General features: G+C 72.5%; 17 protein-coding genes and 1 pseudogene. 11 read left to right on the forward strand and 7 right to left on the reverse strand.

Annotation, left to right across the window (positions count from 1 at the left end):
- The 3 genes from ACFPCY_RS42900 to ACFPCY_RS42910 all read left to right on the forward strand — a co-directional run.
- Positions 1-3,306 (forward strand): RICIN domain-containing protein (locus ACFPCY_RS42900; RefSeq protein WP_378265668.1); only part of this gene is annotated, 3,306 nt, incomplete at its 5' end.
- A gap of 134 nt (positions 3,307-3,440) precedes the next feature.
- Positions 3,441-3,950, forward strand: coding sequence for a hypothetical protein (locus tag ACFPCY_RS42905; protein ID WP_378265670.1), 510 nt, complete (start codon positions 3,441-3,443; stop codon positions 3,948-3,950).
- On the forward strand, positions 3,947-4,831 hold the full coding sequence (locus tag ACFPCY_RS42910; RefSeq protein ID WP_378265672.1) for an ATP-grasp domain-containing protein: 885 nt from the start codon (positions 3,947-3,949) through the stop codon (positions 4,829-4,831). The genes ACFPCY_RS42905 and ACFPCY_RS42910 overlap by 4 nt, the downstream gene beginning before the upstream one ends.
- 229 nt (positions 4,832-5,060) lie before the next feature.
- Here the strand turns inward: ACFPCY_RS42910 and ACFPCY_RS42915 are convergent, their stop codons facing one another.
- The 3 genes from ACFPCY_RS42915 to ACFPCY_RS42925 all read right to left on the reverse strand — a co-directional run bounded on the left by ACFPCY_RS42915 (position 5,061) and on the right by ACFPCY_RS42925 (position 9,685).
- Positions 5,061-6,716: a hypothetical protein gene (locus tag ACFPCY_RS42915; protein WP_378265674.1), complete on the reverse strand. Its 1,656-nt coding sequence runs from the start codon at positions 6,714-6,716 to the stop codon at positions 5,061-5,063.
- Between the two features lie 239 nt (positions 6,717-6,955).
- A complete protein-coding gene (locus tag ACFPCY_RS42920; RefSeq protein ID WP_378265676.1) occupies positions 6,956-8,458 on the reverse strand; it encodes a hypothetical protein in 1,503 nt (500 codons plus the stop codon).
- 222 nt (positions 8,459-8,680) lie between these two features.
- Positions 8,681-9,685 carry an Lrp/AsnC family transcriptional regulator gene (locus ACFPCY_RS42925; RefSeq protein ID WP_378265678.1) on the reverse strand — a complete coding sequence of 335 codons (1,005 nt, stop codon included), beginning with the start codon at positions 9,683-9,685 and terminating at the stop codon, positions 8,681-8,683.
- Positions 9,686-9,820: 135 nt separating this feature from the next.
- On the opposite strand from ACFPCY_RS42925, the gene ACFPCY_RS42930 reads away from it, so the two are divergent.
- Genes ACFPCY_RS42930 through ACFPCY_RS42955 form a run of 6 tightly spaced genes read left to right on the forward strand, consistent with a single transcriptional unit; the run spans position 9,821 to position 18,203 of the window.
- Positions 9,821-11,380 (forward strand): ABC transporter substrate-binding protein, encoded by a 1,560-nt coding sequence (locus ACFPCY_RS42930; protein WP_378265680.1) that lies wholly within the window; start codon positions 9,821-9,823, stop codon positions 11,378-11,380.
- Entirely contained in the window at positions 11,380-12,654 is a 1,275-nt protein-coding gene (locus ACFPCY_RS42935; RefSeq protein ID WP_378265682.1) for an ABC transporter permease, read from the forward strand. Before ACFPCY_RS42930 ends, ACFPCY_RS42935 begins: the two co-directional genes overlap by 1 nt.
- A complete protein-coding gene (locus tag ACFPCY_RS42940) occupies positions 12,651-14,579 on the forward strand; it encodes a dipeptide/oligopeptide/nickel ABC transporter permease/ATP-binding protein (RefSeq protein WP_378265684.1) in 1,929 nt (642 codons plus the stop codon). Before ACFPCY_RS42935 ends, ACFPCY_RS42940 begins: the two co-directional genes overlap by 4 nt.
- Entirely contained in the window at positions 14,576-15,349 is a 774-nt protein-coding gene (locus ACFPCY_RS42945; RefSeq protein ID WP_378265687.1) for an ABC transporter ATP-binding protein, read from the forward strand. Before ACFPCY_RS42940 ends, ACFPCY_RS42945 begins: the two co-directional genes overlap by 4 nt.
- On the forward strand, positions 15,346-16,608 hold the full coding sequence (locus tag ACFPCY_RS42950) for an amidohydrolase (RefSeq protein WP_378265689.1): 1,263 nt from the start codon (positions 15,346-15,348) through the stop codon (positions 16,606-16,608). Before ACFPCY_RS42945 ends, ACFPCY_RS42950 begins: the two co-directional genes overlap by 4 nt.
- Positions 16,605-18,203 carry an amidohydrolase gene (locus tag ACFPCY_RS42955; protein ID WP_378265691.1) on the forward strand — a complete coding sequence of 533 codons (1,599 nt, stop codon included), beginning with the start codon at positions 16,605-16,607 and terminating at the stop codon, positions 18,201-18,203. Before ACFPCY_RS42950 ends, ACFPCY_RS42955 begins: the two co-directional genes overlap by 4 nt.
- A 108-nt stretch (positions 18,204-18,311) precedes the next feature.
- On the opposite strand, the pseudogene ACFPCY_RS42960 reads toward ACFPCY_RS42955, so the two are convergent.
- Positions 18,312-18,530: pseudogene (locus tag ACFPCY_RS42960) on the reverse strand (transposase); the annotation flags it as partial.
- Positions 18,531-19,088: 558 nt separating this feature from the next.
- Between ACFPCY_RS42960 and ACFPCY_RS42965 the strand changes: the two are divergent.
- Together ACFPCY_RS42965 and ACFPCY_RS42970 are read left to right on the forward strand one after the other, a co-directional pair.
- On the forward strand, positions 19,089-19,706 hold the full coding sequence (locus ACFPCY_RS42965; RefSeq protein ID WP_378265693.1) for a toxin glutamine deamidase domain-containing protein: 618 nt from the start codon (positions 19,089-19,091) through the stop codon (positions 19,704-19,706).
- A 602-nt stretch (positions 19,707-20,308) separates the two neighbouring features.
- Positions 20,309-20,653 carry a transposase gene (locus ACFPCY_RS42970; RefSeq protein WP_378265701.1) on the forward strand — a complete coding sequence of 115 codons (345 nt, stop codon included), beginning with the start codon at positions 20,309-20,311 and terminating at the stop codon, positions 20,651-20,653.
- Between the two features lie 398 nt (positions 20,654-21,051).
- Here the strand turns inward: ACFPCY_RS42970 and ACFPCY_RS42975 are convergent, their stop codons facing one another.
- From ACFPCY_RS42975 to ACFPCY_RS42985, 3 genes are all read right to left on the reverse strand, one after another.
- A complete protein-coding gene (locus tag ACFPCY_RS42975) occupies positions 21,052-21,405 on the reverse strand; it encodes an IS3 family transposase (protein WP_378265695.1) in 354 nt (117 codons plus the stop codon).
- 93 nt (positions 21,406-21,498) lie between these two features.
- The gene (locus ACFPCY_RS42980) at positions 21,499-21,681 is read right to left on the reverse strand and encodes a hypothetical protein (protein WP_378265697.1); all 183 of its coding nucleotides are present in this window, start codon (positions 21,679-21,681) and stop codon (positions 21,499-21,501) included.
- Positions 21,682-22,016: 335 nt separating this feature from the next.
- Positions 22,017-23,573, reverse strand: a complete 1,557-nt coding sequence (locus tag ACFPCY_RS42985; protein ID WP_378265699.1) for a thioester reductase domain-containing protein — start codon at positions 23,571-23,573, stop codon at positions 22,017-22,019.
- Between the last annotated feature and the right edge of the window lie 170 nt (positions 23,574-23,743).

Below are 23,743 nucleotides of genomic sequence, written 5' to 3' on the forward strand. Positions count from 1 at the left end.
TCGCGGGGCGCCGTGCCGCCGGCGTCGCGGGGCGCCGCGCCGCCGGCGCCGCGGGTCGCCGCGCCGCCGCAGGCCGGGCCGGACGACCGGCCCGGCACGCTCACCCTCGCGCCCCGCTTCACCGCCCCCGCCCGCGTCACGCTGCGGTACGTCGCCGCGGACGGCCGCCGCGACCCGGTGACCGGCGCGCGGATCGAGGCCGGCGACGCCGTCAGCCCGGTCGCGGGCTTCCTCATGCCCGACTACGTGGACGGGTCGGTCGAGCTCTTCGACGCCGCGGGCGCCGGGCTCGGACGCCTGCGCGGCGCGGACACCGGCGCGACCGTCTGGGAGGACGACCCCGCGCGCCCCGGCCGGCCCGGCCGCCTCGGCGCCGACCCGGACGCCGCGATCACCGATCCGGCGTTCGCGGCCCTCGCCACCGGCCTGGTCCGCGCCGACCGCGCCGCAACGGCCGCCGCGTCCGCGGCGTCCGCGGCGTCCGCCGCGCCGACCGCGCTCGGGTCGCTGCTGAAGGTCGTGGACACCACCTGGTGGACGATCGACTTCACCGGCCAGGCCGGGGACGAGCACCTGGCGCTGCTGCTCGGCCATCCGGTCGCCGCGCTGCGCGCCGAGCTCGCCGTGGAGGTGGCCGACCCGGCGGCCGGGCCCGGCGCGGCGGACGTCCCGGTCGAGGTGCGGCTCGGCGCGCTCGACCGGTTCGAGGACGGGCTGGTCGGCTACGTCCTGGACGGCGACCCCGGCACGCTGCGCGTCGTCGACCCGTCCGTGCCGGAGGCGGCGCGCGCGTCCGGGCGTCCGCTCGCCGACCGCTACGTCACCGGCGACCCGCTGCTCGTCCGGCCGGGCCGTCCGGTCGCGCTCACCCTGCTGGTCGCGCCCGACTGCCAGGTGCACGTGCGCACCGGACTGCTGCCCGCCAAGGCCATCGGCATGCGCCGCGCGTGGGTCGCCGAACCGCTCGCGCGGCTCACCCCGTCCTTCCGGTACGGGCCGGTGCTCACCGACCGGGAGCAGCGCCGCCTTCCGCTGCCGTCCGACGTGCACGGCACCTGGTCGTGGCTGCACCGCCCCGACCCGTTCACCTGGGCGGCGGACGAGGTGACGGCGCGCGCCGCGGCCGGCGCCGACGGCAGCCCGCCCGCCCGGCCGCCGTCCGCCGCCGAGGGCTGGCTGCGGCTCGCCCTGGCCGACGCGAGCTGGGAGCAGTACGGCGTCCGCGTGGACGTGACGGCGGTCAGCCAGGTGCCGCGGCTCGTGCCGGGCACGCCGGTGGGCCGGATCGGCGGCACCACCGACGGGCGGGCCTGGTCGCTGACCGCCGACCACGCGATCGAGCTGGTCCGCAGCGGCCGGTTCGAGTTCTGGATCCAGCCGACCGAGGACGGCAACCCGGCGGGCCGCCCGCAGGGCCCCGCCCGGCGGCTCCAGGTGGTCGCCGACGCGTCCGGCGCGCCCGCCCTCGCCACCACCGCCACCGCGGGCGACCCCGCCGACCCGCTGCTGGCGCTGCCCGAGACCGGCGTCCCGGAGATCGTCGTCTTCGACCCGGCGAACACGGCGTCCTCCGACCCGAAGGACGCGCGCCGCCGCTACGCCCTGGTGTCGCGGCGGGACAACACCACCCTGGACGTCGCGGGTGGCCCCCTCGCGACCGCCCCCGGCGGTCCCGTCGTCACCTGGGCGCAGTACAACGCGACCAACCAGCAGTTCGCGTTCCGCTGGCACGACCACGGCGGGTTCACCGTAACCGCCTGGCACAGCGGCCAGCTGCTGACCGCCGAGCCGCCGACGCCCGCGGGCGTCGCGCCGGTCACGCAGCGGCCCGGCCAGGCGGCCGGCGGCGGCGCGGGACCCGGCCAGCTCTGGCACCCGGTCTCCACCGGGGACGGCCACGTCGTCCTGTACCGGCACGGCACCACGCGGTGCCTGACCGCCGGGGGCGCCCCGCTGAGCGCCGCGCAGTGCACCGTCACCGAGTACCGGGGGCTGCCCGAGCAGCAGTGGAAGATCCGTCCGGCGGACGTGGACACCCCGTCGCTGAACACGACGCCGACGGCGTTCACCCTGCCCGCCACGGTGTACACCGACCAGGGCCACACCGTCACCCTGCGGTTCCGCAACACCGGCAACTCCACCTGGCGCGCCGAGGACGGCCACGCGCTCGCGCCCTACGGCGACTTCGCCCAGCTCCGGATCTTCCAGCCGGGCTGGTCGTCGGGCTACCTGCCCTGCGTGCCCGTCCCCGGCCCGGTCGCGCCGGGGGAGGAGGCGGAGTTCACCGTGCACGTGCAGGCCCCGCACGCCACCGGGGTCCTGTACGGCGGCTTCCAGATGGTCACCGCGACGACCCGCGACGGCGTCCCCGGCGCGGTCACCACCCCGTGGGGGCAGGCCACGGACCGGCGCGCCGTCACCGTGGCGCAGGTGACGTCCGCGCAGTTGTCGGCCTCCATCGGCGCTTACATGCCGTTCGGCGGCATGGCGACGGGCGACGCTCCGAACCTGTGGATCGCCGTCACCAACACCGGCACCGTCCCGTGGCACCCGGCGCTCGGCCACCGCCTCGCCGCCCTCCCGGTCGGCGGGTTCGACCGCTGGGGCGTCACCGACGGCGACCTGCGCGAGGACGTGCTCCCCGGGCAGACGACGTCGGTCCCGGTGGAGATCCACCCCACCGATCCGGGCGTCTTCGGCCTCCAGCTCCGGATGTTCCAGGCGGCGATCGGCGGCTTCTTCGGCGATCCCGGCCCCTCGTGGAACCTGACGGTGTCCGGCATGACCGGCGTCGCGCTCGCGGGCGGCGCGGCCTTCCCCGACGGCATCACCTCCGACGTGCGGCTCGCCGTGCACGTGGTCCTGAACGCCGCCGCGCCGCACCCGCTCACCGCGCAGGTGGTGGTGGACAACGCGCCGGTCGGCACGGTGACCGTCGCGCAGGGCGCGCTGGCCAGCGCCGATCTCACCCTGCCGAAGTTCACGGCCGGGACGCACGCCGTCACGCTGTGGTGCGGGGGCGTGCAGTGGAAGCACAACCTGCGCGTCACCTCGCCCAAGAAGGCGGAGAAGTCCGAGACCGAGAAGATCGGGCGGGGGGAGAAGCTCCAGCCGAAGGAGAAGGACGCCGACCTGCTGCCGCCGTCCGCCGGGGGCGGCGCCGCACCCTACGGTGAGCCCCGACCGCCGGGCACCGGGCCGGGCGCGACCCCCTGGATCAGCGCCGAGCACCGCCCCGACGTCGGCGGCGACCTCTACGACGACGGGCAGGACGGGCAGGACGGGCAGGACGGGGCGGAACGCTGATCATCGTCCTCGCCGGGCACGGCCACCGGCCCTCGCGCCCCCTGCTCACCGGCCTCCGCGACGTCCGCCTCGTCACGGCCCGCTCGCTGGCCGGGCCGGGCACCCGCTGCGACCCGGACGACCTGCGCGGGGCCGTGCTGGGCACCCGCCTCGGACCGGTGCGCGCGGACGCCGCCGCGGCCGTCCTCACCTGCCTGCCCGCGGTCGCGCCCTGGGACCTGCCGCACATCGCCCGCGCCGAGCGCGGGTTCGTCGCGGCCGAGCTGACCGCGCTGCTCGCGCTCTGGCTGGAGGCGCCGCCGCTCGTGCTGAACCGCCCGGTGCCCGGCCGCCTGTGCGGGCGCGGCCTCGACCCCGACGACGTCCGCTGGGCCGCCGCGCGCGCGGGCCTGCCCGTCCTGCCCGTCCCGCCGAGCCGCCGGACGCTCCGCCTCACCGTCGTCGGCGACCGCGTCCTGCCCGCCGCCGACCCGGCGGCCGCGGACCTCGCCCGCGAACTCGCCGCCGCCCTCGGCGCCGACCTGCTCTGCGCGCGCCTGGCCCGCCGACCGGACGGCGGCTGGGCCGTGGCGGGCACCGAACCGTGGTGGCGGGCCGCCGACCGCGAGGTCACCGCGGCCGTCGCCCGGAGGACCGGCCAGTGATCCTGCTGTGGGGCCATCCCGGCGACGAGCCGTTCGCGCGCGTGCTGCGGACGCTGCTCGGGCGCGGCGCCGGACCGGCCGTCCTCGACCAGCGGGACCTGATCACCGTGACCGGCGCCGAGGTGCGGACGTCCGGCGGCCTCCGCGCCGACCTCACCGCCGTGTCCGCCGCCTACCTGAGGCCGTACGACGCGGCGCGGATGCCCGCGGTCACTCGCTCACCCGCGCGGACCGTGCGTGCCCGCGCCGCCTTCCGCGCCGAGGCGTCCCTGCTCGCGTGGGCCGACCACGCCGGCGCGCTCGTGCTGAACCGCCCGACGCCGTCCGCCGGCAACGGCGCCAAGGCCCAGCAGGGACGGCTCATCGCGGCGGCCGGTTTCGCCGTCCCGCCCGGCCTGGTCACCGACGACGCCGAAGCGCTCGCCGCGTTCGCCGACCGCCACGGCGAGATCGTGGCGAAGGCGGGCAGCGGCGTCCGGGCCCGCGTCACCCGCGCCGACGCGCACGATCCCGGCCGGCTGGCCCGGCTCGCGGCGTGCCCAACCTTCTTCCAGGCGTACGTGCCCGGCGACGACGTCCGCGTGCACGTCGTCGGCGACCGGGCGTCCGCCGTCCGGATCGCGTCGGACGCCGTGGACTACCGCGTCCCGGAGGCCGCGACGAGCCAGCACCGCACCGACCTGCCCGGCGACCTGGCGGACCGCTGCATCGGCCTCGCCGCACGCCTCGGCCTGCGCCTCGCGGGCGTGGACCTGCGCCTCGCCCCGGACGGCACCTGGTACTGCTTCGAGGTCAACCCGTCCCCGGCGTTCACCTACTACGCCGACGCCGACACCGTCGCGGACGCCATAGCCGACCTCCTCCTCAGCCGCACGCCCTAGGGAGTGTTCCGAGGCCTGACGTGTGGCGGTGCGTCTCAGCCGTGGCCACCCTGGCGGTGACGAGGCGGTTCGCCCTGCCTGAGGCGCAGTGGACGGTCCTGGAACCGCTGCTACCGGTGCCCGAGCGCCCACGTCGGCCGTCGCGGTGGACCGAAGGTTCGTTCGGGTGGAGCTCGTTCTCAGGGCACCCTCACCTGCGCAGACGTGCGGTTCTGCGGTTCCACAGGGCTCAGCGGCGGTGAGCGCGGTCGTTGAGCGCGCGGTATTCCGCCGTGGTCATCCCCGACGACTCGATCCGGGAGAGCAGGTGGTCCACGCGGCGCTCCAGGTCAGGGCCGGGCTCGAGTTCGAAGATCGTGGGTGAGGCGAGGGCGCGGACTCTGACGTGCTCGCGCAGTACGGCGACCTGGTCCTCGGGCACCAGGAGCCGGCCCTCCGCGTTGATGAAGGCGGTGATCTCCTCGGGAGAGACGTCCGGGCGCAGGCCGCGAGGCCACGCGCCGGCCTCGGCCAGGCGCTCCCGGTTGGCCCACAGGACCTCGGCGGCCTTCTGCGCAGGGGTGGGGGCGATCCCCGGTTCGGGCCTTTCCAGCAGGGCGATGAGGTCGCGCTCGTAGGCGTTGAGGGTGGAGGGAGAGAGCCCTTCCTTGTAGATCCCGCGCGTCTTGACCGAGATGAAGCAGTGCCCGGTCGACAGGTCGAGGAGCGCGTGGTTCGGCTTGATGCTGTTCAGGTCGATCACCGTCCGGCCCTCAGAACGCAGGATCGCAGCGGCGCTGGCCTCCCCGCCGGCGCCGATGCTCTTCCGCAGATCTCCTGCCATGGCGTGTTCCACCACGACGACGTGCTCGGCAGAGAGAACCCGCCGGATCCGTTCGGTGGCGGCGCGTTCGGCGGCCTTCTCCGCGAACGCCTCGGGATCGACGAAGTCGATCGGATCCACGAGCGGTCGCTCGAGCATTCTCTCTCCTGCATGGAGCATGTGCCCCTGCCGGTCGAGGACCTGCCAGAACCCGTCCGAGTCGTACCGGTAGCCGATGATGTCGCCGGTCTGCGCATCGAAGATCTTGTGGAAGAGGGCGTTGCCCTCGATCTTCTGCTCGAACTCCGTCATCGTGCAGTCCGGCGACGAGGCAGGGACAAGCCCTTCCTTCATTGCCGCGCGGTTGAGCGCGTGCCGGAAGTCCTCCTCGGCCGGCCCATAGGGAGTCGCCACCTCGCCGTTCCGGGCCGCCGCTCCTTCACTACCCTTGAGGTCCAGCTTCGCCCAGGCTTTCTCTCCTTTCCCCCTGTAATCCTCGATGCGTGCTTTGAGGGACGAGTCCCGGTAGCGGTCCACCAGGGTCTGCTCGAGGCCCTTCTGCTGGAGGTCGGCGAAGAACTGCCGTGTCCGGGACCAGGGCGGGGTTTCTGCCCCCTCGGCCCCGTCGGACCTCTCGGCCCCGTCGGACCTCTCGCCGCCGGTGGAGACGGCCTCAACCGGCGACCGCAGGGAAGAAGGATCCGCGGCCGGCCCGGACGCGCCACCTGGTGCAGCATCGACGACCGGCCCGGTCGCCGCAGGCGGGTCCGCCGCGTCGAAGGAGGCGGCGTTCGGCGCCGCCGGTCTCTCCGGGGCGCTCGCTTCCCCGCTGCTGAAGGAGGACGCGACCTGGCTCAGCAACGAGCCGAACCAACTCGAGTTCTCGGTGCCCTGCGCAGCGGTGCCACCACCGCTCATGTCCTGCGCGCAGGTGTCGAACCCGGTCGGAGGGCTCGCCGAGAACGTCTCGAATGACGGCGCGGACGGCTGGCTGAAGGTTTCGGCCGAGGAGACCGGTGAAGGGTCCGGGGAACTCGGTGCCGAAAAGGAATCGCTGGAGAAGTCCATGCCGGATTCGTGCATCTCTGCCCCCTTGGCTCGATGCCGTGCACGGGTGGAACGATGCTGCCGAACGCGGCGGGGGGCGCACTTCGCGGATACGAACTTCCTTTCTCAGAGTAGAACGCCCTCCGCCGCGTCCGGGTTCCCGGTCGCTCCCGAAGAAGGACGTCCTGGCCAGGGATCTTCGAGGCCGGGGCTACCGCCGAGAAGCCGTCACTCCGGCGGGCCGACTGGCTCGGACGTTGTGGTAGAGGGTCGGGTCAGGCGACGGCGTATGCGGCGGTGAGGGTCTGGGTGGTGGAATCGCCCCGGGCGTCCTTGGCGGTCGCGCGCAGGGACACCGTTCCAGGGGCGTTCGGATTGCGGATCTGGACCGTCCAGTGGCCGCCGTCCCGCCTGGCCGGGAGCCGCCGCCAGGTGTGACCGCCGTCAGTGGACGCCTCGACCGTCAGCGTCCTGATCGCCGACTTGTGCCCGGCGTTGTCCACGTAGACCGGGACGGTCGTGACCGAGCCGCGGGCCGCCTCGTTTCGGCTGTTCAGCGCGCGCGGTGCGTACTCGATCATGAGCAGGGGCGCGCTGCCGGCGCCGCCGCCCGGACGGGCCGCCGGGAAGCGCCAGGAGCCGGCCAGCCGGGTGGACAGCCGCGTTCCGGCGGGGCGGGTCGCGTCAAGCGTCAGGGTGTACCAGTCCGTCTGCTTCGGGATCTTGTAGTGGAGGTCGCCGCGCGTCTCCTTCAGGAGCTTGCCGGAGCGGTAGAGGCGGCTGCGCACGCTGGTGGTGAGGGTGCACCTCAGCACGAGCCCGTGCTCGGGCGGGCAGAACGGCTCGCGTGGCATGAAGGTCAGGCCCGTCTCGTCGAGCGAGGAGTCGATGCCGTCGGTGTTCGCCCCCCAGGAGCCGGCGCCCCAGGTCTCGGTGCGGTGGCCTGCTCTGCTCGCGCGCGCGGAGGGCTCGGTCAGCTGCTGCTCGCCCTGCGGTCCGGACAGGGAGACGATGGCCTGCCACGCGACGCCGGGGGACCGGTAGGAAACCGTGCGGTCGGGCAGCGCCTTGAGCTCGGTTCCGGCCACGTCCAGGGTGGCGCCGCCGACCGATGCCTCCAGGTCCAGGGCGCCGGACTGGCCTTCGTCCAGGCGGCGGAAGTTCATGTCGACCCGCGTCAGGGTCGATCGCCGGTCGGTGAACGCCGGGTGCTCGGGCAGGCCGCCCTTCACCACGTGGACCAGGTCGTAGCGGTCGGTGCCGTCGTCCCGGGAGAGCGTGGCGGCGGCGATCAGCGACACCCGCCGGTCGCGCATCGGGATCACGAACATCGATCCGATCTCGCGCGCGCCGTCGTAGGACAGCAGCGCCTGATCGCCATTGATCAGCGGCATGGCCTGCGCGTACCCGTCCTGCGGGACGGCGCCGTCCACGGCGAAGCGGAGCGGACGGCCCTTGCGGGCGTCGAAGGTGACGGTCCGGTCGCCGGTCACCTTGACGACCTGCACGCCGATCGTGGTGTCGTCGCCGTTCTCGATCTCGGCGGTGATCGCAAAGGTGCCGCGGGGCAGCCGGAAGGGCCGATGGGGATCGGGCTGGGAGCCGCCGTCACCGTCGAGCTGCTCCACCTGGACGTGGGCGGCGGACGAGGCGTGGCCGTTGCGGCCGATGACCCGCAGGGTGACGCGATGCTTGGCGGCGGCCATCGCCGCGGGCGCGCCGATCGTGGTGAGTGACAGAACGCCGGCGCACAGGGCGGCGGCGGAGCGCGGATGCATGGCGCGCCTTTCCGGTCATGGGGGGAAAGGGATCATGATCGAGCTCCGCTGGGACGCCGTCAAGATCTGCTGTAAGGCCTCCTCGTCCTCGGTGTGCTGCGACCCCGAACACCCTGCGGAACGCGTCGGTGAACGCGATCAGTACCTGTGTGGCGCGGCGGACTTGTCCGCGGGTTTCCGGCTCGGGCCGCCGGGCGCGGCGGGCGGGCATTCGGCGGAGGGTCACTGGACCGCGGGGGCGCGCGGGTCCAGGGAGACGAAGCCGATGCTGCGGCCCTCCCCGTCCAGCATGTGGCCGAGCCGCTTCACCCACTTCAGCGTGACGAACTGCTCGACGATGTCGACCTCGGGGAAGCGCGACACGAGCCGGGTCTGGAAGGCCGCCAGCTCGTCCAGCCCGTGGACCCAGATGTTGGCCATGAGGTTGGCGTGGCCCGCGACCGAGCAGACCAGCCGCGTCTCGCGCATGGTCGCGACGCTGTCGGCGACGATCTCCAGCCGGGGCGGCGGGACGCGCAGCCACAGCATGCCCGTCACGCGCCAGCCCGCGAGCCGGTGGGCGACCTCGCAGCGCATGACCGCCCGGCCGCTGGACAGCATGGCCGACAGGGCGCGGCGGACGCGGGCCTCGGACATGCCGAGCTCGGCCGCCAGCGAGGCGTGCGACCGGCGGCCGTCCGCCCCGAGCGCGAACAGGATCGCCGTCTCCTCGTCGCGCAGCGCCCGCGGCTCCCCGTCGGCGCCGTCGCCGCGCTCCAGGTGGCGGCGCTGGTCCTGGTCGAGGGAGTCCAGGCGCCACCGGCTGGCCTCCCGGTGCAGCCGGTGGCTCAGGTGCGTGCGCGTGAAGGTGACGCCGTCGATCGCGCCGAGCCGGTTCAGGACGTAGGCGCTGAGCCCGCCGATGTCCGTGGCGGTGACGGTGAGCAGCAGGTCCCGGCCGCCGGTGGTGTGCTCGACGGTGATCGCGCACCGGTCGGCGGCGATCTGCTCGGCGATGGCCTGGTTGCGGCCGGGCGCGCAGCCGACCTCGACGAGCGCGAACGCGCCGTAGGGGATCTGCGACGGGCCGACGTAGCACGTCACCCACGCCTCACCGGAGGCGCGCAGGCGCGCCCAGCGGCGCGACAGGGTGGCCGCGTCCACGCCCAGCGGGCGGGCGAGCCGGGCCCACGAGCCGCGCGGGTCGAGTTGCAGCGCGTTCACCAACGCCAGGTCGAGCTCATCCATCCGTCGGTTTCTTGCACGACGGACGTTCTTTCCTTGCCATTCATGCAATTTAGCCGATGTGTCGTCGGCCACTCGAATCCTGGTGGCCCAGCGCTCCCGCCCGCTTCCCGCGACCCTTCCTCCTGGGAGAAGCCCATGGCTCGACCTCGTACCGTCGCCGTCCCGGCCGCCCTGGCCGCCGCGGCGGCGCTCATCGTCTCCGGATGCACGACCGGCTCGTCCGGCTCCTCATCGAGCGGCGGCGGCGACGCATTCCGGTTCGCGACGGTCTCGGACGCCAACACGTTCGACCCCGCGCTCGGCACGGCCGCCACGGACTACACCTTCGCCCGGATGCAGTTCGCCACCCTGGTCTACCGCGACGCCGACCACACCATCCTGCCCGGCCTGGCCGAGAAGTGGACCTCCACCCCAGACTCGGCGACCTTCACCCTGCGCAAGGGGCTGACCTGCTCGGACGGCAAGCCGCTGACCGCCGCGGACGTCGCCGCCTCGCTCCGGCGCTTCGCCGACCCGGCGACCGGCGCCGCGCAGGCCCCGCTGGCGTTCGGGCCGGGCGCCAAGGTCACCGTCACCTCCGACGACACGGCCGGGACGGTCGGCATCAAGCTCGCCAGGGCGTGGTCCGACATGGTGCCCGCGCTGGCCCTGACCGGCGCCGGGATCGTCTGCGGGCCCGGCCTGAAGGACCCGAAGGCCCTCGCGCGGGGCCCGGTCGCGGGCGCGGGCACCGGCCCGTACACCCTGACCGACGTGCAGCGCGGCCGCGCGTACACCTTCAAGCTGCGGGACGGCTACAACGCCTTCCCCGCCTACAAGAAGGAGCCGCAGGGCAAGCGCGCGGCGACGGTGAAGCTGTCGATCGTCTCCAACGAGAGCACGGCGGCCAACCAGCTCAGCACCGGCGCGCTGGACTACGTGGCCTTCACCGGCCCGGACGCCGCCCGGTTCGCGGGCGGCAACTACACCGTGACCGTCGCGCCGCTGCTGCGGATGTTCATCGTCTTCAACGAGCGGCCGGGCCACCCCGGCGCCGACCCCAGGTTCCGCAAGGCCGTCGCGCAGGCCCTGGACCCCAACGCCTTCAACCGGGTGTACGGCGGCAAGGGCGAGGTCATGAAGAGCTACAGCGACAGCACGAGCCCCTGCGCCAACACCGACGACTCGCTGGTGACCAGGACGGACCCGGCGGCGGCCAAGACCGTGCTGAACGGCGCGTCCGTCAGGATCAGCGGGACGAACGGGATCGCGAACGGCTCCGGCAACACCTACGTGCAGGAGGCCCTGCGCGCCGCGGGCGCCAAGACCACGCTCCGCAACGTGGACAACGCGACCTGGGCGACCGAGGTGCTCGGCAACAAGGGCGACTGGGACGTCACCCTCATGGGCCACCTCAACTTCTCCGGGACGCTGACGCCCGGCGCGATGCTGCTGACCGGGCCGAACCCGCCCGCCGGACGCAACTTCGGCGGCGTCCAGAACCCGGGTTTCACCGCCGGGCTCGCCAAGGCCATGGCGACCACCGACCAGACGCAGAAGTGCGGTGCCTGGGGTGAGGCGCAGAAGGCGCTGCTGGAGCGCAACGACGTGGTGCCGCTGTCCACCGTCCCGGTCGCCTACGTCTGGTCCAAGAACGTCGACGGGGTCGTCGCGAACGGCGCCGCCGACCCCGCGGGCTTCAGGGTCAAGGGCTGATGACGGAGCCGTCCGCACGCGGAACCGCTGCGGACCCGGCGGGCGCCACCGCCGCCGGGGACGCGGCGGCCTCCGCCGGGAACGCCGCCGAGCCCCTCCTCGAAGGCGCCGCCACCAAGGAGACCGCCGCGGAAACCGCGAAGCAGACCGCCGGGAACGCCGCTGGAACCGCCGGAAACGCCGCTGGGTCCGCCGGGGACGCCGCTGGGACCGCCGGGGACGCCGCTGGGTCCGCCGGGGACGCCGCTGGGTCCGCCGGGGACGCCGCTGGGACCGCCGGGGACGCCGCCGAGGACACCGCTCCGGGCGGTCGGCGCGGCGCGAACCCCTGGCTGGTGTTCTTCGCGCGCCGCCTGGCCGGGATGGCCGGGGTGCTCGTCACCCTGGTCGTCGCGACCTTCGTGATGGTGCAGCTCATCCCGGGAGACCCGGCGCGCGCGCTGGCCGGAACCGACGCGACCGGCGCGCAGGTCGAGCAGTTCCGCCACCAGCTCGGGCTGGACCGGTCCCTGCCGTCGCAGTTCTGGTCGTACGTCACCGGGCTGCTCCGCGGCGACCTCGGGACCTCGTTCCAGACCCGCGAGCCGGTCTCGGACGTCATCGGCGGGCGGCTCCCCTTCACCGCCGAACTGGCGTTCACGGCCATCACTGTCGTGCTGCTCATCGCCGTCCCGCTCGGCATGTCCGTCGCCATCGCGACGCGCGGCGGGCGCCGCGGGCGGGTGGACGCCGCGTTCACCTTCGTCACCGGCCTGGTCGGCGCGACGCCCGAGTACGTGCTCGGTACGCTGCTCGTGCTGATCTTCGCGATCTCGCTGCGGATCCTGCCCGCCGCGGGCGCCGCCACCCCGTCCTCGCTGGTGCTGCCGGTCGTGGCGATCGCGCTGCCGTCCACGTGCGTGCTGGCCCGCATCGTCCGCCGGGAGGCGGCGGTCGTGCTCACCCAGGACTACATGCGCACCGCGCGCGGCCACCGGCTCCCGCCGCTGACCCTGTACGCGCGGCACGCGCTGCCGAACCTGCTGACCGGCACCCTCACCATGGGCGGGCTCATGCTCACCGCGATGCTCGGCGGCACGATCATCGTGGAGAGCGTGTTCGCCTGGCCCGGCCTCGGCGGCCGGGTCGTCGAGGCGATCATCAACCGCGACCGCCCCGTCATCCAGGGGACCGTGCTGGTGCTCGGCATCCTCGCCGCCCTGCTCAACCTCATCATCGACGTGCTGCTGGGCCTGCTCGATCCGCGCACGCTCACCGCAAGGAGCTCTTCGTGATCGCCTGGTCGAAGGGGCTCGCCGCCGGGCTGATCGGGCTCGGGGTGATCGTCCTGCTCGCCGTCGTCGCCCCGTGGATCTGGGGCGCGGACGCCACGCACCTGTCCGGGGCGGCCCGCGCGGGCGTCTCCGGCGCGCACTGGCTCGGCACGGACGCGCTCGGCCGCGACGTGCTGGCCCGCACGCTCGTCGCCACCCGCCTCACCCTGGTCATGACCGTGCTCGCCACCGCGATCGCGGGCACGCTCGGCATCCTGCTCGGCACCGCCGTGTGGGTGTCGGGCCCGCGCGTCCGCGAGACCGGGCTGCGGCTGATCGACGTGATGGTCTCCTACCCGGCGATCATCCTCGCGCTGGCGGTGGCGGCGATCCTCGGCGCGGGCGCCGTCGCCGCCGTCGTCGCCATCGGCGTCGCCTGGAGCCCGGCGTTCGCGCGGCTCACCGCCAACCTCGCCGCCTCCGTCGCCGGGCGCGACTTCGTGGCCACCGCGCGCCTGCTCGGCGTCCCGCCGTACCGCGTGCTGACCCGGCACCTGCTGCCCAACATCGCCGAGCCGCTGCTCGTGCTGCTGTCGGTGGCGTTCGCCGGGACGCTGACGGCGCTGTCGGGCCTGTCGTTCATCGGGCTCGGCGTCCAGGCCCCGTCCTACGACTGGGGCGCCCTGCTCAACACCGGCCTCGCCGCGCTCTACACCAACCCCGCCGAGGCGCTCGGCCCGGCGGTCGCCATCACTCTCACGGGCGTGCTCGCCGGTTTCGTCGGCGACGGCCTGGCCGCGGGAGCCGACCCGCACCGGATGCGGGTCCTCGGCGGCCGCCGCGGGCGCGCCGCCGCCGCGACCGTCGCCGCCTCGTCCGCCGCCGCGTCCGCCGCCTCGTCCGCTGCCGCCTCGTCCGCTGCCGCCCGCGCGGAGCGGACTGCGGGCGACCGGCCGCAGGCCCCCGAGGACGCCCTGCTCACCGTGGACGACCTGCGCATCCACGCGCCGACCGGCGAGGAACTCGTCGCGGGCGTGTCGTTGCACGTCCGCCCCGGCGAGATCGTCGGCGTCGTCGGCGAGTCCGGGTCGGGCAAGAGCCTGACCGCCATGGCGATCGCCCGGCTGCTGCCCGACGCCGTCCGGGCCGACGCCTCCGTCCTGCGCCTGGACGACCTCGACCTGCGCGGCGCCGCCTCTCCCGACCGCCTCGCCACCGAGATCGGCGTCGTCTACCAGGACCCGGCCGCCTCCTTCAACCCCGCGCTGCGGATCGGCGGCCAGCTCACCGAGGTGCTGCGGCGGCACCGCGGCATCGGCCGCGCCGAGGCCCGCGAGCGCGCGGCGCGCGCCCTGGAGCGGGTCCACATCACCCGTCCCGCCGCGCGGCTGCGCCAGCACCCGCACGAGCTGTCGGGCGGGATGCGCCAGCGCGCGATGATCGCCTCCGCGCTGCTCACCGAGCCGCGGCTGCTCATCGCCGACGAGCCGACCACCGCGCTGGACGTCACCGTCCAGGCCGAGATCCTCGACCTGCTGCGCGAGGTCAACCGCCGCGACGGCACCGCGATGCTGTTCATCTCCCACGACATCGGCGTCATCGCGTCCCTGTGCCACCGCGTGCTGGTCATGTACTCCGGGCGGATCGTCGAGGAGCTGTCGGCCGCCGACCTGGCGGCCGGGCGCGCCCGCCACCCGTACACGCGGGCGCTGCTGGCCGCCACGCCCCGCCTGGACGCCGCGGGCGGCGGCACGCCGCTGACGACCATCCCCGGCCGCCCGCCCGCGCCCGCCGGCCGGCCCGCCGGCTGCGCGTTCGCGTCCCGCTGCGAGCTGGTGATGCCGCACTGCGCGGACGCCCCGCCCCCGCCGGTCCGCGCCGGCGAGGACCACTGGGCCGCCTGCCACGCCCTGGAACCCGCACCGCAGGTGGAGAGCGCGCCATGACCCTCGCAGCCGAGAACGTCACCGTCGTCTACGGCCACGGCCGCCGCGCCCACACCGTGCTCGGCGACGTCAGCCTCGCCGTCCCGCAGGGCACCACGCTCGGGCTCGTCGGCGAGTCGGGATCGGGCAAGTCGACGCTGGCCAAGGCCATGGTCGGGCTGGTCAGGCCCCGCTCGGGCAGGATCCTGCTGGACGGCGAGGAGGTCTCGGGCCTGCGCGGCGCGCGGCTCACCGCCGTCCGCCGCCGCATCCAGATGATCTCCCAGGACCCCCACTCCTCGCTCGACCCGCGCATGCGCGTCGGCCGGGCGCTGGCCGAGGCGATCGACCCGCGCCGCGCCTCCGCCCGCGCGCACGCCGGCGCCGTCGCCGAGGGCCTGGAGATGGTCTCGCTGGACCCGGACGCCGCCGACCGCTACCCGCACGAGTTCTCCGGCGGGCAGCGCCAGCGCATCGCCATCGCCCGCGCGCTCGTCGCGCGGCCGGACGTCATCGTCGCCGACGAGATCACCTCGGCGCTGGACTGCTCGGTGCAGGCCGAGGTCCTCAACCTGCTGGCCGACCTGCGCGTCCGGCTCGGGCTGACGATGCTGTTCATCTCCCACGACCTGGCCGTCGTCCGGCACGTCAGCGACGCCGTCGCGGTCATGCACCACGGAAAGATCGTCGAACGGGGCCCGTGCGACCGCGTCTACGACGCCCCCACCCACCCCTACACGCGGCGGCTGCTCGGCAGCGCGCCGTCCCTCCCGCCGAAGGAGACGAGTTGACCGGACGCGCCGCAGAGCACACCCGCGAGGTCCTGCGCGACCTCGCCGACCACGCTCCCGACCTCCTCGCGCTCTACCGGGACCTGCACGCCTATCCCGAGCTGTCCTGGCAGGAGCACCGCACCGCCGGAACCGTCGCCGCCCGGCTGCGCGCCGCCGGGTACCGCGTCGGCGAGGGCATCGGCGGCACCGGCGTCGCCGGCGTGCTGCGCAACGGGGACGGCCCCGTCGTCTGGATCCGCGGCGACATGGACGCCCTGCCGGTCACCGAGCGCACCGGCCTGCCCTACGCCAGCACCGTCGACGGCGTCATGCACGCCTGCGGGCACGACATGCACGTCACCTGCCTGCTCGCCACCGCCGAGGCCCTCGCCCGGTCCCGCCCGCTCTGGTCGGGCACCCTGGTCGTCATCGCCCAGCCCGCCGAGGAGGTCGGCGCCGGCGCCCTGTCCATGGCACGCCACCCCGCTTTCGGGTCGCTGCCGCGCCCGGACGTCATCCTCGGCCAGCACGTCGGCCCGTCGCCCGTCGGCTCCATCGTCCACCGGCCGGGACTGCTCATGTCCGCCGCGACCACCGTGGACGTGCGGATCTTCGGCCGCGGCGGGCACGGCTCGTCGCCCGAGCTCTGCGTGGACCCCGTCGTGACCGCCGCCCACCTCGTCACCCGCCTCCAGACGATCGTGTCGCGGGAGGTGGCCGCCCGCGACTCGGTCGTCGTCACCGCCGGGATGATCCACGCCGGGACCAAGGCCAACGTCATCCCCGACGAGGCCCTCGTCGCGCTGAACTTCCGCACCCAGAGCCGCGCGGCCCGCGACCAGGTCCTCGCCGCGGTCCGCCGCATCAGCGAGGCCGAGTGCGCCGCGTCGGGCTGCCCGCGGCCCCCGGAGCTCACCGTCTCCGGCGACTTCCCCCTCACCGTCAACGACGCCGCCGCCGACGCGGCCGTCGCCGCCGTCCACACCGAGCTGTTCGGCGCCGAGGCCGTCATCGAGCACGGCCCGCTCATGGGCAGCGAGGACTTCTCCGTGCTCGGCGACGCCGAGCACCACGGCGGCACCGCCGTCCCCACCGACTTCTGGTTCTTCGGCGGCACCTCCTGGCAGGCGTGGGAGGAGGCGCCCGGCGACACGCCCGAGAAGAAGCTCGCGGGCGTCCCCGGCAACCACAACTCCAGGTTCGCGCCCGACGACCGTCCGACGATCGAGATGGGCACCACCGCGCTCACCGGCGCCGTCCTGGCCTACCTGTCATGACCGCCGACCTGGTCGTCCGCGGGCGGCTGCGCACCATGGACCCCGCCCGCCCGCACGCGCAGGCGCTGGCCGCGCGGGCGGGCCGGATCATCGCCGTCGGCACGTCCGCCGACATCGAACCGCTGCGCGGCCCCGGCACGCGCGTCATCGACACCGGCGGCTGCGTGCTGCCCGGGTTCGTCGAGGCGCACGGCCACTTCCTGGGCGACGCCACCGTGCAGAGCGGCGCCCTGGTCGACATCCGCCCGGCCGTCCTGCCGGACGCCGGCCAGGTCGTCGCCGCCGTCCGGGACGCCGTCGCCGCCCGCGGCGACACGATCTGCAACGGCTGGGACGGGCTCCTCCAGAAGGGCCTGCCCGAACCGACCCTCGCCTGGCTGGACGGCCTGGCCCCCGGGACACCGCTGATCATCCTGCACAACTCCGGCCACGCGGCGTACTTCAACTCCGCCGCCGCCCGCCGCGCCGGCGTCACCCGCGACACCCCGGACCCGGCCGGCGGCCGCTTCGGCCGCGACGCCTCCGGCGAGCTGACCGGCACCGCCTACGAGCCCGCCGCGATCGGCCAGATCACCGCGCCGCTCCAGGCACGCGCCACCCCGGACGCCGCCGTCGCCGCGCTGACCGCCGAGAGCGCCCGCGTCAACGCGCGCGGCGTCACGATGATGAGCGAGATGGCGTTCGCGCCGGCCGCGCGCCCGCTGCTCGGCCACGTCCCGCTCACGACGCGGCTGCGCCTGTACGAGGTGTCCGGCCCGTCCCTGCGCAGCGACGTCGAACCCGGCGCGGGCGACGACATGGTCCGCCAGATCGGCATCAAGATGTGGGCGGACGGGTCGCCCTGGACGGGCAACATCGCCGCCGGGTTCCCGTACCTGGCGTCCCCGGCCACCGCGTCCATCGGCGTCCGGCCCGGCCACCGGCACGCGCCCAACTACACCCATGCCGAACTTCTGGAGATCTCCCGGGCCTACCGTTCCGCCGGATGGCAGCTCGCCTGCCACGCCAACGGCGACGAGGCCGCCCAGCAGGTCCTGGACGTCTGGGAGGAGATGCTCGGCGGCCGCCGCCCCGACGGCCCGCCCATGCTCCGCATCGAGCACGCCAGCAGCATGCGCCCCGAGCAGTTCGACCGCGCCCACGCCCTCGGCATCACGTGCAGCCTGTTCCCCGACCACATCTACTACTGGGGCGAGGCGATCGACGACCTGTTCGGCTCCGAGGTCGCCGAACGCTGGGCGCCGCTCGCCACCGCCCTGCGCACCGGCATGCGGGTGTCCCTGCACAACGACTCGCCGGTCACGCCCGTCCACCCCCTGCACAACATCGCGGTGGCCGCCACACGCCTCTCCCGCCACGGCCGCGCGTTCGGGCTCGCCGAGAGCATCGGCGTCGAGCAGGCCCTCCGCGCCCAGACCATCGACGCCGCCTGGCAGCTGCACGCCGACGACATCGCGGGCTCGCTCACACCCGGCAAGTACGCCGACCTGGTCGTCCTGTCCGCCGACCCCCTCCAGGTCCCGCCGGAGGAGATCGAGGGCCTCGACGTCCAGGCGACCTTCCTCGCCGGAACCCAGGTCCACGGCGCGACATGACGCACATCACCATGCCCGGTGCCACGTAAACGGGACTTTCGTCCTGTACCTGCTGGCTCAGGCGTCACGCCAGGCGAGGGGACGCACCGGTGAGGCGGCGGGTCATCGCCACGCCCCCTCCGCCGACCAGCGCCGGAACCGCTTGTAAACGGTGATCCCCTCACCGAACTCCGCAACCAGATCCCGCCACGGCAGCCCGGTCCGCACCCGGAAACAGATCCCGTCGATCGTCCTGCGATGGTCCGCCCACCGGCCACCCCGCCCACCTACAGGAGGCAGCAGCGGCGCCAGCCGCTCCCACTCCACAGCGACAACACGCCCGTCAATTACAACTCGAACCAAGAAAAGCCCTGCTACCAGGACCCCGCTCCCTGTGGATGGGCAGACCCTTCCAGACAGACTTCATGCGGAGACTGCAACGGAGTTTGGGGCTGGACGAAACCAGTCCAATATGGCGAGGTCGACTGGAAGAGCATCTGGAATTTCGTCGGAGGGCTGGGCGGCGGCCCTGCAGTCGACGAAACATTGGTGGGGATCGGCTACCAGCTGGCAACAGGAAAAGCCTCTCGGAAAAGATGGGCCTCAACCCGAACTCAAGAAGCCACCAAGCAGCGGAATTCCTGAGCTTCCCCTTCGCCGCAGTCACCCTGGCTCCCGAAGAGAGCGGAGCTGCCCCTTCGGGCGCGCGACTCCCGGGCTTCAAAGCCGCCGAAAAGGGGGGAGTGCCGACAATGGTGGCCTTCGAGCTGCGAAAGAGGCAGAAGGCGCTGGAGCTCCCGACGCTGGAATTGAGGGAGAAGGAGCCGGCGCGCCAGGTGCCGGCCCTATGCATCGGACAAGCCGAGGGGACGTTACGAAACCCCGCGCACTCCGAGACTGAAGGAGTTGGTTAACCCAAAGGACGGGCAAGTAAACTGCCAAACGTGCGCCGTCGCCGTGGATAAGCTGCCTCGTGGGGAGCCGATGAGTGCGGTACCGCACGACAGGCCAATGGACAGTCCCATCGTTGATGCTTATACTGGCGGAAATTGGCATTCTGGAAGTTTCTCGGGACTCGTCGCTCGTATGAAGATTCTTCCGGAGGGTTCCCATGGGATTGTCCTCGGCTTCAGTTGCATAGCCTCTCATGCTTTCAATGCGAGGAAGGGCAACGGTATAATCCAATTCTTGGATGGTCGGCAAGGTATTGCTGGGCCAGAAGGCTACGATTATTACTTCTTTGCCAGAATGGATAACCCTATGATCAGTGAAGATGATGCCCTTCAAATTGCCGTGGATCGCCTCCGGGGCATGGAAGGGGAGATGGGAGTGGCGCTTGCTGTGATGAAGGGCGGATCCCGGCGTATCGGGGAAGCGTTGATTGTCCCGTGGAATTCAGCTGAATTCTTGGAGCGTGGGACGGTTCGAGCAATGATCGTTCCATCTCGCCCTCTCGCTGTCGATCTTGTGGACGGAACTTGTAGGGAGCTCTCATGCGAGGAAGCTCGAGAGCTTCCAAAGTAATTTTGATCATTCCCATCGCGAAAAAGGGACTGTGTCGGAAGCCTGCTGTTCCAAACGCTGCGAAAGCGCCTGGTAATTAGGGGGAGTGAATCCAGCCGGACTGGAGTCGGCGTGGACTCGTGCCTGCATCTCGTGGGATGGGGCTCTGCCCCCGGGCCGGAGGTGGGATGATGTGTTCGCAACAGATGGCGCGTCCTGGGCATGACTTCCGGAGGGATACTCACGGGATGGTCCTAGCAGTCACCAGGGCGATGGCGTGTATACGTGATGACATCTCGACTCGTCCGGACTTCTGTTAGCCCGCTGTGACGGTGACGTAGGTTGCCGTCGATCTCGAGATATGTGCTCTGAAGGTCGAGGCACTGGTGTCGGTCTCGTGTCGGATCAAGGCGGCCGAGACGGTGCTATCGGCTAATTAGGCCGTGCCTCGAAGTCTGGTAGGTGGCGGTGTGTCGTGATCTGTAACCAGTGAGGTCTCCGGTAGAGGGGTTCATCGACCAAGACGAACCTCGTACCCGGAGACCTCGTGGAGACCCTAGCGGTGACGCGACGGTTTGATCTGACCGACGTGGAGTGGGCGTTGCTGGAGCCGTTGCTATGGGCTGGGCCGGTCGCGAGGTGGCTGGACCACGAAGGTGCATCTGGCCTGTGAGCAGGGCCGCAAGGTGTTGTCGCTGCTGCTGACCGGTGGGCGGCGCGCTGACAGCCCGCACTTCTTCCCGGTCCTGGCCGCCGTCAGGGTGCCCCGCCAGGGCAGGGGCCGACCGCGCACCAAGCCAGACCTGGTTCTGGCCGACCGGGCCCACATCTCCCGCGGTAACCGCGGCTGCCTGCGCCGTCGCGAGATCAAGGCCGCCATCCCCAGCAAGACCGACCAGGACGCCCACCGAGGTGCCGAAGGATCAGCAGGCGGTCGGCCACCCGCCTTCGACCCGGCCCGCTACTGAGGTTCCCCCCCGGCACGGACACGTGCGGTGAGATGGGTCAGGTCGCACGCTGCGCGGCGTTGTACTGCTCTTCGTAGGCGGCCGGGCTTAGCATGCCGAGACTGGAATGGCGTCTGAATAGGTTATACCAGCACTCGATCCATTTAAAAACTGTGCGGCGGCGAGTTCTGGCCGAGTTTCCCAACTCTTGACGTCCAGTAGTTCGAGCTGCATCGGCCCCCAAATGGCTCGATCATCGCGTTGGTAGCAGTCGCCGACCGTGCCCATCGATCCGAGCAGCCCCGCATCGCGAAGTCGTTTCCCGAAGGTCCAGGACGTGAATTGCGCGCCGTGGTCCGAATACAGAACCGTGGATCCGGAACGTTGCCTGCGGGCCACGGCGGCGGCCATCGCGTCTCTCACCAGCTCGGTGTTCTGACGCGGCCCGATGGAATGCCCGATGATCCGCCGGAGAAGCAGTGGAGAATGGCCGCACAGTACAACTTGCCTTCCCTGGCGGGGTGATCGGTGATGTCGGTGACCCACAGCATGTCCGGGGCGTCCACCGTGAAGGCCCGCTTGACCAGGTCTTCCTCGGTGGCCACATTGACCAGGTTCTTGCGGCCTCTGCGCCGGTGAATCCACTGGATCCCCGCCTGGCGCATGAGCCGTTCGACCCGTTTGCGGTTCACCACCTCACCTCGTCCCAGCGTCAACTCCGCGTGCACCTCGCGGATTTGCTTCAGCAAGTCGTCGTTGCGTTGTTGCCGCACTGACGCCGGCCTGCCGAGCCAGTCGGTGTATCCCGATCGAGGAACTCCAGAACTCGGCAGGCCACCGCGACGGGGACAGCGTCAGCGGGGAGTTCACGGACCAGCGAGAATTTTTGTTGGGAGCATGTTCTCGCGGGCGAAGTTCGCCGCCGCCCGCTTGAGGATGTCGTTCTCCTGCTCCAACTGCCGGGTCCTGCGCCGCAGCACGGCCAGTTCCTTCTTCTCGGCCGCGGACAGCCCCTCGACGCGCCCTTCCTCAATGTCGGCCTGTCGCATCCAGTTCGACAGGCACGACTGGCTGATACCCAGGCCTCTTGGCCAGCGACGAAACCGACTTGTCGCCCGAGCGCGCGAGCTCGACGGCGCGACGCCGGAACTCCGGCGGGTGTGGTGATGGCACGAGACACTTCCTTCCCAAGTTGATCAAGGTCAACTCAGATCGGGTGTCCGTGGGACGGGGGGAGGGGCATCCGCTCCCGCTCTGGCAAGCCGTTTCGCATTCGCAGTAAGCGTTGCTCGAAGGGAGTGTGGCCGCCGCTGCGCCATGCGGGCCTGTTGCGCGCCATGGCGATGCGGTTTAGGGCGTGTCCGGATGTTCGTACAGTTCAAACTCACGAATGACGGTTCCCGGGCGGTGCCGCCGCTTCTTCGGACGGGGAGGTCGGAGGCGTCAGGAAGCCTGAGCTGAGCCAGTACCGCAGGTATCGGTCCAGCAGGTCGGCGTCCACGGCCGGGATCTTCGTGTCTCCTGCGGCGTCGGTGAAGTTCGACGTTGCGAGGTCGGGCATGTTGCCGGGGAAGGAGGCTTCGAAGACCGACAGGCCCGTCTTCGCCGATCGTTCGGAGAACATCGGCAGGTAGTCCGCGATCGGCGCCGCCGGTTCGGCGCCGGTGTAGCGGTTCATCTCCCGCAGCCATTGGTCGTAAGGCAATTGTCGGATGCGGTAGCCGAGCGTCTCCGCCCGCTCGACCAGCAATGACAGCGGCGCGGGCGCGGGGTTGACCAGGTGGTAGGCGTGGCCGCGCGCCGGCGCGGTCAGCAGGAGGCGCACCAGTGCCTCGGCCGCCACCTCGACCGGGATCAGGTTTAGCTCATACGGGACGGCGGGCGCCAGTCCGGTGTCGGTGATCGCCTTGAACAGCGCGCTCAGCATCGTCCCGGTGCCCTGGACGCCGCGGTCGCGGGTGCCGGTGATCTCGCCGGGGCGGTAGAGGCTGACCGGCAGGCCCTGCTCGGCTGCGGCGCGCAGCATGGTTTCGGCGACCCACTTGGTCTCGGCGTAGCCCTGCCCGAGCAGTTCGGGGTCGCCCAGCGGGTCGTCCTCTGGCATCTGCCGCCTGCCGGTGGTGCCGAGCCCGGCGTGGACGGCGATCGACGACACGTAGTGGAAGGGTTTCGGATCGCCGGCGGCGGCCAGCCGGATCAGTTCGCGCACGCCACCCACGTTGGCCGCCGCCAGCCGCGAGTACGGGTACAGGAAGTTCACGTGCGCGCCGTTGTGGAGGATGACCTCCACCTGGTCCGCCAGTTGCGCGAACCGGTGGGCGTCGAGGCCCAGTCGCGGTTCGGCCAGGTCGGCGGGGACGGCTGTGACGCGCTGCTCCAGATCGGTGAGCGGCAGCTCGTAGCGGCGCAGCGCCGCCGCGATCCGGCGCAGTCCGTCGTCGGGGTCGGTGGCCCGCACCGGGCAGTACAGCCGCGCGGTGGTGTCGTCCAGGAACCGCCGGGTCAGGAACGCGCCGAGGAACCCGGTCGCGCCGGTCAGCAGGACCGCCTGCGGGTCGGTCGTTCCGGCGGGAGGCGGTTCGCCGAAGTGCAGCGAGGGGTCGAGCCGGGCTTCGGCGTGGAGGTCGACCGGTGCCCGGTCGGGCTCGACGCGGCCGTCGCGGGCGGCGTCGAGCCGCTCGGCGAACCGGTGCAGCACCGGGGTGTCCAGGAGCATCCGCACCAGCAGGCGGCCGGGCACGTCGTCCAGACGCAGCTCGTTGCGCAGCGCGGTGACGAACCGGACCGCCTGCAACGACTCACCGCCGACGGCGAAGAAGTCGTCGCGGCGGCCGATGCGCTCCAGTCCGAGTTGCTCGGCCCACAGCCGCGCCACCGTTTCCTCGGTGCCGCCGCGCGGCGGGTCGGACGCTTCGGTTCCGGTGGCGCTCTCGGCCGCCAACTCCTTGACTGAAGCGCCCCGGGTCGAATGGAGGCTCGATTCTCTGAGAGGATCGAGTCATGGCACGTCAGTCCCCCTATCCGCCTGAGCTGCGCAGGCGGGCGGTCCGTATGGTCACCGAGGTGCGTCCGGACTATCCCAGCGAGTGGTCGGCGATGAAGGCGGTGGCG

It is taken from the genome of Actinomadura gamaensis (assembly GCF_042652125.1).
GTDB classification, from domain to species: Bacteria; Actinomycetota; Actinomycetes; order Streptosporangiales; family Streptosporangiaceae; genus Spirillospora; species Spirillospora gamaensis.